Source organism: Streptomyces sp. NPDC057307 (genome assembly GCF_042667665.1).
Classification (GTDB): Bacteria; Actinomycetota; Actinomycetes; order Streptomycetales; family Streptomycetaceae; genus Streptomyces.
The window spans coordinates 47,084-57,693 of sequence record NZ_JBHUZM010000039.1 but is presented as its reverse complement, the minus strand read 5'-3'; the positions used below and the strand labels follow the sequence as shown (position 1 = coordinate 57,693).

The window sequence follows — 10,610 nt, the reverse complement described above, 5'->3', positions numbered from 1 at the left end:
AGCTCGCCGATCGCTACCGAGCTGGGATCGTCCTGGCAGCTCTGATGCTGTGGCTCCGCGAACCCGCCGGTGGTCATTTGTCAGACAGGCCCTAGCGGCAGCTCGTCACGGCACGGCGCCCTCCCCAGCAGTTCCACCGGCTCCAAGGGCCCCGACGTCCCCGACACGCTTTCAACGAGCGGCGGACCACGAGGCGTATCCGCGGAGAAGCACGAGCGTGTCCTGGGAGCTGGAGTTCTCCTCCGTGGTGACAAGGACGAGGGACTGCTCGGGCGAGCGGGTGGGGGCGAGAATCTGCTGGGTGACGGTCAGCTCGCCGATCAGCGGATGACGCAGTCGGTACGAATCCCCTTCGCACGGCCGGACCCGATGGTCGCTCCACAGCGCGGCGAACTCGGGGCATGCCATCGTCAGTTCCCCGACCAGTGAAGCCAGGAGCCCGTCCTCGGGATGGTGTCCGGCGACCTGCCGCAGGCTGCCCACCACCGCTTGCGCCTTGCGGTCCCAGTCCGCGTACAGATCTCTGGTGTGCGGATCGAGGAACAGCATGCGCGACAGGTTGGGCCGGTCCTCGGGACGGTCGGGTGCGGCCGGGTCGAGGTGCCCGGCGAGCAGGGCGTGGGCCAGGGGGTTCCAGGCCAGCACGTCGGTGCGGCGGCCGAGGACGAGCGCCGGGGTGTCGCCCATCGAACGCAGCAGGTCACGGGTGAGGGAGTCGACGCGTTCCACCGGAGGACGCCTGTGGGGCCGCCGGCGCTGCGAGGCGAGCTGCCGCAGATGTGCGTGCTCGTGCTCGTCCAGCCGCAGGGCGGTGGCGAGCGCATTCAGAACACCGTCGGACGCGTTGACCGACTGGCCCTGTTCGAGGCGGGTGTAGTACGAGACGCTGACGCCCGCCAGTTGCGAGAGCTCCTCACGTCGCAGGCCCGCCACACGCCGCCTGCCCGGCAGCTCGGGAAGGCCCACGTCCTCGGGCCGCGTTCGTGCCCGCCGGGCTCGCAGGAACTCGCTGAGCTGCATGGAAACCGCCATGCCATCGAGTATGCGGGAGGCCCCTGCAGTCAGCCTGCCCCTGTCATGCGTAGGCAGGAGCCGGGACTGGTCCCCCACCGCGCTGTGACACAAGGCTGGCGGAACTCCACCGGATCAACAGAACCGGGTCAACAGAGGGGCCGCTCATGCAGGACATCGTTCTCGGTGATGTGTCGATCACCCGGGTCGTCGAGTACTACGGATCGGTCGAAATGGCTCCGGCCACCTTCTTCCCCGAGGCGCCGGAGCAAGCGTGGCGGGATCACCGGGCCTGGCTCGGGCCGGATTTCGTCGACTTCGACTCGGACGTCTGCGTCAGCGCGATCCAGACGTGGCTGCTGCGCAGCGAGGGCCGGACGATCCTTGTCGACACCGGCGTCGGCAATCACAAGGAACGTCCCTACTCGCCGGTCTGGAGCCGTCGGGACGGTGATTTCCTCGGGGAGCTGGCCAAGGCGGGCGTAGGGCCGCAGGACGTCGATCTGGTGATCAACACACATCTGCACGTCGATCACGTCGGCTGGAACACCCGGCTGGAAGGCCGCGCCTGGGTGCCGACCTTCCCCAACGCCACCTACCTGATGCCGCGGCGCGACTTCGACTTCTGGAACCCCGCGAACGGTTACGCCCCGAAGCTGGGGCGCGGCAACCAGAACGTGTTCGAGGACAGCGTGGCGCCGGTGCACGAAGCGGGGCAGACGCTGCTGTGGGACGACACTCACACCATCGACGGGAATCTGCGACTAGCTCTCGCGCCGGGGCACACACCGGGCTCCTCGGTACTGACGCTGGACTCCGGCACGGACCGCGCGCTGTTCGTCGGCGACCTGCTGCATACGCCGCTGCAGTTCGTGGAGCCCGACACGAACAGCTGCTTCTGCGAGGACCCGGCCGAGGCCAGGGCCACCCGCCGCCGGCTGCTCGGCCAGGCCAGTGACACCAACTCGCTTGTCCTGCCCGCCCATCTGGGCGGGTCCGGCGGGGCGGAGGTCGTCCGGGACGGTGACGCGTTCGCCATCGCGGCATGGGCGCCGTTCACCCGGATCTGAACCGGCACCGGAGCGACACCAGAAATCGATACGCGAAGTCGATACGCGAGATCAGTACAAGAGATCAGTACGAGAGCAGGAGACCCGGTGTCCGATCTGATCATTGCCACCACCGGCGGCGCTGTCCGCGGTGAGGTCACCACCCACACCGGCAGGGAGGTACGGCGTTTCCTCGCCGTACCGTACGCCGCACCGCCGCGGGGCGCCGACCGGTTTTCGCCGCCCCGCCCCCATGAGCCGTGGACGGGCGTGCGCGACGCCCTGGCCCCCGGGCCCACCGCGCCGCAGCCGCGCCGGGACGCCTTCGGCGCCCTCGACATGTCGCCGTACTTCGGCCCCGGCTGGGTCCGTGGCGACGACCATCTCACGGTGAATGTGTGGGCTCCGCGTGAGGCCGGTGGTGGCAGCCGGGATGTGCGTGGGGCCGGCCTCAGCCCGGTGATGGTGTTCGTGCACGGCGGCGGGTTCGTGGCCGGCTCGAACGGCGCGGCCCTGTACGACGGCGCCGCGTTCGCCCGCGACGGTGTCGTCCTGGTGACGCTCAACTACCGCCTCGGCATCGCGGGCTTCCTCGACCTGCCCGGCGCGCCGGGCAACCGCGGCCTGCTCGATGTCGCCGCCGCGCTGCGCTGGGTCCGGAACAACATCGCGGCCTTCGGCGGCGACCCCGGCAACGTCACCCTGTTCGGCCAGTCCGCGGGGGCCACGATCACCGGCGCTGTCCTCGCCGCGCCCGCGGCGGCCGGGCTTGTCCGGCGCGCGATCGTGCAGAGCGGCAGCGGACTCGGCGCGTTCTCCCCCGAGCAGGCCGCGCGGGTGACTCGTACGGCGGCGGCGGTGCTCGGCGTCGCGCCGACGGCCGCCGCTTTCGCGGAGATCCCCGACGAAAGGCTCGTCGAGGTCGTGCCCGAGCTGGGTGGGCTGGACCTGGGGACGGCCGAGCGGTCCGACCCTCTCATGGGGCTCAGCCCGTTCAGTCTCGTACTGGAACGACAGCCCGCCGAGAGCCGACTGGCGGACGTCGACCTGCTCGTCGGCACCAACGGCGAGGAGGGAAACCTGTACCTCGCGCCGCAGGGCAGCCTCACGGCCTCGACGGCGCAGGACGTACGCTCGGCCGCCGCCGCGCACGGCGACGCCGACGCGCTCGTCGCGGCGTACCGGGCCCGGCATCCGGGCGCCGGGTACGGCGAGGTGCGCTCGGCGATCCTCGGCGACGCGCTGTTCGGCGCGGGCAGCCGGAGACTGGCCGAGGCCCACGGCCGGGCCCACGTCTACGAGTTCGTCTGGCGCTCGCCCGCCGTCGACGGCCGGCTCGGCGCGGCGCACACCGTGGAGCTTCCCTTCGTGTTCGACCGGCTCGACCTTCCGGCGCTGCGCGGGCGACGAGGACTGCTGGGGCCGGCCGAGCCGCCCGCCTCGCTGGCCGAGGAGATGCATACGGCGTGGGTCGCGTTCGCCAGGACCGGCGACCCCGGCTGGCCGCCGGTCACCCGGGGGCAGCGGGTCCACCGATTCGGCGGCGAGGGGAACGGCGGCAGGGGCGGGGAGGGGGACGGCTGACCGGAGGTGCGCGGAACCTGCGGTGCCGGTGCCTTCAGTCGCTGCCCGCTCGGAGACCGTACTGAGCGACCTGAGCGACGAGGCCCCTGTCCGTACGTGGACCCCGCCGTGCGGCTGCGGTACGGCCGGAGTACGAGGTGGAGGTTCTGGACCCGTCTGCGGTGGCCAGGCGTCAACTGGGCCTCGGGACAAGGACGTTAGCGTGCGCCGCGTACTTCGAGAACGTACTTCGCGATGAGCGCGACGGCGCGGTCCTCGTCCTGCGACAGCTCCGCGAGCGCATGTGACGCCGAGGTTCCCGGGATGTCCGCGAGCGCCTGTGTCAGCCGTCGGCGTGCGGACGGTCCGGCGGTTCCGTGGGCGAGGCGGTCGATGAGCAGGGTGGCGATCCGGTCCGCCAGGGCCGGATCGCCGGCCAGCGCGCTCAGCGCGTCTGCCGCGTCGACGTCGTTCGTCTCCTCGACCACCATGGTGATGAGCGTCGGGACCGCGTCGGGGACTCCACGTGCTCCGAGTGCCAGAGCCGCACACCTGCGGACCACGATGTCGGGGTTGGTGAGGGCGTCATGCAGCAGTGCGGTCGCCTCGCCGTTCGGGATCGCGGCGAGGGACCGGACGGCACGTTCGCGTACCTCGGCCACCGGTGAGCCGAGACCTTCCGCCAGGACCGTACAGCCGCCGTCGCCCGATCGGGCCAGTGCCCATCGGAGGGCTCCGGCAACGTTCGGATCCGTCTCGTTCAACGCCGCCTCGGCCAGAGCGTCCACCGGCACCGGAACCGCTTCGACCGAGGACAGGGCCGCGCGCTGGCGCTTCCCGGCGCTCTCCGAACCCAGGGCCTGGAGGAGCGCGACGATCTGGAGGACGTCCTGCCAGCCGGCGGGTTCCGCGGCGCCGATCCGGCTCAGTCGTGCCAGCAGCTCCGTCTCCCCCGCGACGCGTTCTCGTGCCTGGCGGATGAGGTCGTCCACGAGCTCCGAGGGTGTGAAGCCGGGATCATCCAGCGCGTACCCGGCTTCGCGCAGCGACAGCCCCAGTGACCGCAGGCTCTCGATGTGGAAGATTCGCCGGATGTCCTGGCTGGAGTACTCCCGGTAGCCCGACCGGGTGCGGCCCGTCGGCCGTACCAGGCCGAGGGAGTCGTAATGCCTGAGCATGCGGGCACTGACTCCGGACCGTCGTGCCACCTCACCGATCAGCATTGCCTGTCACCCCTCCTGGCTGGTCGCGCCGAGGGCCATGATGCGCTTCGCCTCCTCGATCGCGAACTCGAATCCGGTGTCCGGGTCGTTCAGCAGGCGTTCCGTGGCGATCGCGTGCTGACGGACGCGGGGGTCCGAATTCGTCGTCGCGGCGCGCAGGGTCGGCGTGATCACCTCGCCGAGCGCTACCAGCGCCCGGCTGAGGCTCAACTGTGTCGCACGCCCGCCGCGCCCGAGCTGCGCCGCCAACGCCCTTGCCAGCTCGGGCTCTTCACCTTCTGGTACGAGTACGACCGCTGCTCGCCAGGCGCTTTGCGCCACCTCGTCGTCGGTGTCGGTCAGCAGCGCCGGAGTGATCGCCGGCCAGGCCCGCCGGTCCCCGATCTTGGACAGGGTGTGCAGCGCCTGACTTCGCGCCCGCGCGTGCTCCGAGCGGAGTTGGCCGACAAGCTTGGTGACCAGGGTCGGTCCGGTGTGGCGGGCAGGTGCGGCATGGCGTGTCGGTGCGGCGTGGCGGGCGGGTGCGGCATGGCGGGTGAGTGCCCAGGTGAGCGTTTCGCGTACGTAGAACTCGGGCTCGATCGCGCATCGTTCGATGAGCTTGTCGACGAACCGCGGATCCGGGGTCGTGCCGGCCGCGAGCGCTGCCCGCAGCCGTACTGACGAGCGGCTGTCCTCCAGCCCCTGAAGTGTTCGCGTGGTGTCTGTGTCCTGTTTCGGCGTGGTCATCGGCGCCACCTCCCTTGGCCGCAGTGAAACGCTTGTCACCGTGTCAAGGTCAACAGGGGCCGGGAGCGCGGCGTGCCAGCGGGCTCAGCGTTTGGACGTGGCGCGCCGGCCCGGTGCGGGCACCATCCGTACAAGGGTTCGTACCGCCGTGTCGATCAGGTCGTCGGAGGGCGCGTCGGATCCGTGGGTCAGGAGCCGGGCGAGACTGCGGACCAGAGTGGGAGTGGCCATGACGTGGCGGTTGAGGAGCGGCCGATAGCCGTAGCGGGCGAATACGAGGTCGGCAACCGTGTTGCCGAGCCGGTAGTACCGTCCCCAGCGGCGGTTCACCTCGCTCTGGTACTGGTGCAGGGCCTGCTCGCGCCGGGTGCCGCTGGGACGGTGCAGGGCGAGCGCGACTGTTTCGGCGGCCACCTCCCCCGCTTCCATCGCCTGAACGATGCCTTCGCCGCTCCACGGGCTGATCATGCCCGCGCTGTCGCCGATGAGGAGCAGACCCCGGTGGTACTGCGGCCTGCGGTTGAAGCCCATGGGCAGGGCGGCACTGCGCAGCGGGGAGTCGGCGTTCTCCTCCCGCAGCCCCCACTCCGGGGGCACGCGTGCCAGCCACTTGTCCAGGGTGGCCCGCAGATCGACCGCTCCGTGCCGCTTGTGGGGCAGGGCGCCGAGGCCGACGTTCACGCGGCCGTCGCCGAGGGGAAAGATCCAGCCGTATCCGGGCAGATCGCGGCCGGTGCGGGAGCAGAGCAGATCGGCCCAGAGCTCCAGATACGGGTCATGTGTCCGGGCGCTGCTCCGGTAGTAGCGGCGGGCGGCGGTGGCGATGGGTCTGCCCCGATCGCGTTCCAGTCCCATGGCGAGGGCTGTTCTGGCCGACGCCCCGTCTGCGGCGATCACCAGGGGGGCGTGGTACTTCTGTGGCTGCTTGTCCCCTCCCGCGATCGCGCACACGCCGACGATGCGGCCGCCGCGGTCGGTCAGGGGACCTGTTGCTTTCGTCTCAAGACGCAGCCGGGCTCCGGCGGACACCGCCTGGCGGACCAGGATGTCGTCGAAGTCGTGTCGGCTGCGGGTGAGGCCGAAGTCCGGGCTGCTGCCCGAGCGCGGCCAGTCGATGTGCACCTGGCGTCCGTCGCATACCCAGCGCATTCCCTTGTTGCGCAGCCAGCCCGGCGCGTCGATGTCGATGCCCATACGGACGAGTTGCTGTACGGCCCGTGGGGTGAGGCCGTCGCCGCACACCTTGTCCCGCGGGAAGGTGCCCTTCTCCAGCAGCAGCACGTCGACACCGGCCCGGGCCAGATACAGGGCAGCGGTCGATCCGGCCGGCCCCGCGCCCACCACGATCACCTGCGCCTGGTCGTCGCCGGCATCAACAACCTCTTGCGATCGCCCTGTTGGCGGCATGCGGCCTCCTCAACCAGTGGGTAGCCGGTGACGCTCAAGTGTCACGCCAGCGCTGTGCTCTCTCGTGATTCCACCCAGGTGTGCGTGAGACAACTACCCAGTCCGGTGGCGAGGCAGACCCTTGCCGCGCGTCCGGCAAACCACATCCCGGCCGGGTGGCCACGCCGTCGGCGTCTCCGTTCGAGCGGCCGACGAGCACGAGGAGCGGGATGAGCGCGATGAGCGCGACGGGCGCGACGGGCGCGACGGGCGTCAGCCGTGATCGCCCCGTGGCGGGTCCACGCGCTCGATCTTGGTCCAGCCGGTCCAGCCGCGCTTCTTCAGCAGTTCGATCAGTCGCCGGGCCGGCGGTGCGGTGTCGAAGGCCAGTGTGTCGAGCAGCTTGACGATGGGGGGATCGATGTCGGTGTCGTCCAGGTAGTCCTCACCCTGCTCGTCGGCCATCTCCGTGATGTAGACGGCCATCTTGTCGGCCAGCTCGACCAGTTGGGGGTCGCCGTCGGGCCGGTCGAGGGCCTGGCCGAGGGTGAGGTAGAAGTCGACGAGTTCCGGGTCGGCGATCTGGGCCCGTTTGCGTGCCGTCCACTCCGGGATTCGCTCGGGTGAGTGCGCGGCCAACGGAATCCAGCCGTCGCGTTCGACCCGAACGATGCGTTCGTCGACCCCGAGTGCCCGTAGCTGGTCGAGAAACGCGACGACCTCGGGAGGGAGAACCAGGTTGTCCCCGGCCGCGAGGCGGGCGATGCGTTCGCGGTGCCGCTGCCGGTCCCGGATCTCCGCCCGTAGTCGCTTGTCGATGTCCGCGACCGCCGTGGCGAACTCCTCCTCGTCGGCCTGGAGCAGCTGCCGTACCCGCGCCAGTGGGACGCCCGCGTCAGCGAGGGTGCGGATCTTGATCAGCTCGACCACGGCGGTGGCGTCGTACCTGCGGTAGCCGGAGTGGTCCCGCTCCGGCTCCGGCAGCAGACCCTTGGCGTGGTAGTGCCGCACCGCGCGCACGGTCACTCCGGCGTACGAGGCCAGCTCGCCGATGGTCAGCATCGGATCAGTCTCCTAGGTCGCGGCGCGGGTTCGGTAGAGATGCCGTGACCAGAGGTAGCCGGTCAGTCCGATCACCGCACACCAGCCGACGGCCCGGAGGATGTCCGGACCGGCCGGCGCTCCGGCCAGCAGGCCGCGGAACGCGTCCATGACCGGTGTGAACGGCTGGTGTTCGGCGAACCAGCGCAGTCCGGCCGGCATCGACTCGACCGGCACGAAGCCGCTGCCCACGAACGGCAGGAGTACGAAGATCATCGGCAGGTTGCTCGCGGTCTCCGGATCGGGGCTGGCCAGTCCCAGTGCCACGGTGAACCAGGTCATCGCCAGGGAAAGCAGGGCGAGCAGGGCGGTCAGGCCCAGCCACTGCGTCGCCGAGGCGTCGGTCCGCAGCCCCATCAGGAACGCCACTGCGAGGAGCGTCACGAGCGCGAGCGCGGTCTGGATCATCGCGCCGAGCACATGGCCGGTGAGCACGGAGGACTTGGCGATCGGCATGGTCCGGAACCGGTCAATGATCCCGTTCTTCATATCGGTGGCGACCAGGACCGCGGTTCCGATGGAGACACTGGCCACCGTCATCATCAGGATCCCGGGAGTGATGAACGTCAGGTAGTCGCCACGGCCCCCCGCCGAGGCTCCCACCGAAGCTCCCACCGAAGCTCCCGGCAGGCTGGCGCCCATGGTCGCGCCGAAGACGTAGACGAACAGCAGCAGAAACAGCAGTGGCTGCCCGATCAGCATCACTGTCATCGACGGGTAGCGGGCCATGTGCCTCAGGTTGCGGCGCAGCATCGTCGCCGAGTCGCGGACGGCGTACGTCGTGGTGCTCATACCGGCGCCTCCTGTGTGGGTTCGTGGGTGGTGGGGTGGCCGGTGAGGGCCAGGAACACGTCGTCGAGGTCCGGGGTGTGTACGGCGAGCCCGGTGACCGCGCTGTCGTCGTCGATCCGGTCCAGCAGCCGCCGTAGTGCGGTGAGGCTGCCGTCGTGCGGCAGGGTCAGGGTGAGCGTCTCGGCGTTCGTGTGCGCGTCGGGCAACTGGTGTGCGAGTACGGCCACTTGCTCACGCCCGGCGGCCTGGAGCTGGATGTGGCCACCGGGGACCAGCCTTTTCAACTCGGCGGCGGTGCCCTCGGCGACGAGCCGGCCCCCGTCGAGCACACCGATCCGGTCGGCGAGTTGGTCGGCCTCTTCCAGATACTGGGTGGTGAGGAAGACGGTGACCTGGTCGGCCACCAGCTCGCGCACGATCCCCCACAGGTCACGGCGGCTGCGCGGGTCGAGGCCGGTGGTCGGCTCGTCCAGGAAGATCAGCCGAGGTCCGGGCACCAGGGTCATCGCCAGGTCCAGCCGCCGCTTCATGCCGCCGGAGTACGTCGCCGCGCGCCGGTCGGCGGCCTCAGTCAGGTCGAACCGCTCCAGGAGCCGCCCGACCGTGCTCCGCGCGCGGTGCCGGTCGAGGTGGCCGAGGTCGGCCATCAGCAGCAGATTCTCCCGTCCGGTCAGCAGTTCGTCGACGGCGGAGAACTGTCCGGTGACACCGATCGACGCGCGCACCTGATCCGCCTCGCGGCGTACGTCGTATCCGGCGACCTCGGCCTCACCGGCGTCCGCGGGGAGCAGGGTGGACAGAATGCGGACGGCGGTGGTCTTACCGGCCCCGTTGGGTCCGAGCAGTGCGTAGACGGTGCCCGCGGGGACGGTCAGGTCGAGTCCGGAGAGTACTTCGTGGCCGCCGTACGACTTGCGGAGTCCGCCGACCTCGATCGCGCTGGTTCTTGTCGTCATGCGAACCATGCTGCGAGGTTGCCCCCGCGTCAGGGTCAACTGGCGGGGCGGCGTGATCTCCGTACGCGGCGACCGTGGGGTCTGGTCGCCGGTCCTCGCTCTCCATGGGCAGAGATACGAACCGGGTGCCGGAGACGACGAGTCACTCCGGTCCTGGGACTGCCGGGTCCAGAGCGGCTTGTGCGGCCGAGACGAAGGTCAGCTTGGCGCGCTCGACGTCGTCCGGCGAGTCGTCGCGCCGCAGGCGGTCAACGACCTCGCCCGCCGCGCGAGCCACCTCGGCGGGGCCTTCCAATGCCACGGCGCCGAGGGCCCGTTGGAGAGCCGCGCCGTCGCCGCCGGGGCCGATGCCCGTGCGGCTTGTGAGCGCCACGGCCTCCGCGGCCTGCAGAAAAGCCACATAGGTGTGGCGCCGCAGATCGAGCAGTCGGACCGCGCGCTGCTCCTGAAGCGTCAGGCGGACCGTGTGGAGCAGCGCGTCCGCCTGCCGGTCACCGGCGTGCTGCGCCGCCTCGGCCTGTCTCATGCCGGCGCTCCGCGCGAACCAGCCGGTGACCAGGCTGCCCGCGAGGGCCGAGCCTGCCGCGATCAGTGCGATCCCCCACTCACTCATGGCGGCCATTGTTCCCGACCGGGCCGGTGACGGGGCACGAACAGTGGGCGCGGGTACTCGCAAGTCACGAAGGTACGATCAGGATCATGCCGCCGAGAGAGCCTGAGGAACCTGGCCTGATCAGCGGTAACTTCATGCCCGATAGGCCGCCCGAAGCAAGAATGGACCCTCTAGAATGGACACTTCG

10 protein-coding genes are annotated in these 10,610 nt (G+C 70.4%); 2 read left to right on the top strand and 8 right to left on the bottom strand.

The annotated features are described in order from the left end of the window. Positions 1-171 precede the first annotated feature (171 nt). Positions 172-1,032 (bottom strand): helix-turn-helix transcriptional regulator, encoded by an 861-nt coding sequence (locus ACFUN8_RS16835; RefSeq protein WP_383637323.1) that lies wholly within the window; start codon positions 1,030-1,032, stop codon positions 172-174. Positions 1,033-1,178: 146 nt separating this feature from the next. On the opposite strand from ACFUN8_RS16835, the gene ACFUN8_RS16830 reads away from it, so the two are divergent. Both ACFUN8_RS16830 and ACFUN8_RS16825 read left to right on the top strand, forming a co-directional pair. Next, the gene (locus tag ACFUN8_RS16830) at positions 1,179-2,081 is read left to right on the top strand and encodes an MBL fold metallo-hydrolase (RefSeq protein ID WP_383637319.1); all 903 of its coding nucleotides are present in this window, start codon (positions 1,179-1,181) and stop codon (positions 2,079-2,081) included. A gap of 87 nt (positions 2,082-2,168) precedes the next feature. Next, a complete protein-coding gene (locus tag ACFUN8_RS16825) occupies positions 2,169-3,644 on the top strand; it encodes a carboxylesterase/lipase family protein (protein WP_383637317.1) in 1,476 nt (491 codons plus the stop codon). A gap of 197 nt (positions 3,645-3,841) precedes the next feature. Here the strand turns inward: ACFUN8_RS16825 and ACFUN8_RS16820 are convergent, their stop codons facing one another. From ACFUN8_RS16820 to ACFUN8_RS16790, 7 genes are all read right to left on the bottom strand, one after another. Continuing rightward, complete coding sequence (locus ACFUN8_RS16820) at positions 3,842-4,846, bottom strand: HEAT repeat domain-containing protein (RefSeq protein ID WP_383637314.1); 1,005 nt, start codon at positions 4,844-4,846, stop codon at positions 3,842-3,844. Positions 4,847-4,852: 6 nt separating this feature from the next. Further along, positions 4,853-5,575 carry a HEAT repeat domain-containing protein gene (locus tag ACFUN8_RS16815; RefSeq protein WP_383637311.1) on the bottom strand — a complete coding sequence of 241 codons (723 nt, stop codon included), beginning with the start codon at positions 5,573-5,575 and terminating at the stop codon, positions 4,853-4,855. A gap of 84 nt (positions 5,576-5,659) precedes the next feature. Beyond that, positions 5,660-6,982: a geranylgeranyl reductase family protein gene (locus ACFUN8_RS16810; RefSeq protein ID WP_383637308.1), complete on the bottom strand. Its 1,323-nt coding sequence runs from the start codon at positions 6,980-6,982 to the stop codon at positions 5,660-5,662. Between the two features lie 252 nt (positions 6,983-7,234). Next, the gene (locus tag ACFUN8_RS16805) at positions 7,235-8,023 is read right to left on the bottom strand and encodes a MerR family transcriptional regulator (RefSeq protein ID WP_383637305.1); all 789 of its coding nucleotides are present in this window, start codon (positions 8,021-8,023) and stop codon (positions 7,235-7,237) included. Between the two features lie 12 nt (positions 8,024-8,035). Then, a complete protein-coding gene (locus tag ACFUN8_RS16800) occupies positions 8,036-8,854 on the bottom strand; it encodes an ABC transporter permease (protein ID WP_383637302.1) in 819 nt (272 codons plus the stop codon). Further along, the gene (locus ACFUN8_RS16795; protein ID WP_383637299.1) at positions 8,851-9,810 is read right to left on the bottom strand and encodes an ATP-binding cassette domain-containing protein; all 960 of its coding nucleotides are present in this window, start codon (positions 9,808-9,810) and stop codon (positions 8,851-8,853) included. Before ACFUN8_RS16795 ends, ACFUN8_RS16800 begins: the two co-directional genes overlap by 4 nt. 142 nt (positions 9,811-9,952) lie before the next feature. After that, positions 9,953-10,423, bottom strand: coding sequence for a hypothetical protein (locus ACFUN8_RS16790; protein WP_383637296.1), 471 nt, complete (start codon positions 10,421-10,423; stop codon positions 9,953-9,955). Between the last annotated feature and the right edge of the window lie 187 nt (positions 10,424-10,610).

Excerpts from the sequence above, each read along its gene's own strand:
- ACFUN8_RS16800 (WP_383637302.1), bottom strand. The coding sequence starts at position 8,854 with ATGAGCACCACGACGTACGCCGTCCGCGACTCGGCGACGATGCTGCGC.
- ACFUN8_RS16830 (WP_383637319.1), top strand. The coding sequence starts at position 1,179 with ATGCAGGACATCGTTCTCGGTGATGTGTCGATCACCCGGGTCGTCGAG.
- ACFUN8_RS16805 (WP_383637305.1), bottom strand. The coding sequence starts at position 8,023 with ATGCTGACCATCGGCGAGCTGGCCTCGTACGCCGGAGTGACCGTGCGC.
- ACFUN8_RS16795 (WP_383637299.1), bottom strand. The coding sequence starts at position 9,810 with ATGACGACAAGAACCAGCGCGATCGAGGTCGGCGGACTCCGCAAGTCG.
- ACFUN8_RS16835 (WP_383637323.1), bottom strand. The coding sequence starts at position 1,032 with ATGGCGGTTTCCATGCAGCTCAGCGAGTTCCTGCGAGCCCGGCGGGCA.
- ACFUN8_RS16810 (WP_383637308.1), bottom strand. The coding sequence starts at position 6,982 with ATGCCGCCAACAGGGCGATCGCAAGAGGTTGTTGATGCCGGCGACGAC.
- ACFUN8_RS16820 (WP_383637314.1), bottom strand. The coding sequence starts at position 4,846 with ATGCTGATCGGTGAGGTGGCACGACGGTCCGGAGTCAGTGCCCGCATG.
- ACFUN8_RS16790 (WP_383637296.1), bottom strand. The coding sequence starts at position 10,423 with ATGAGTGAGTGGGGGATCGCACTGATCGCGGCAGGCTCGGCCCTCGCG.
- ACFUN8_RS16815 (WP_383637311.1), bottom strand. The coding sequence starts at position 5,575 with ATGACCACGCCGAAACAGGACACAGACACCACGCGAACACTTCAGGGG.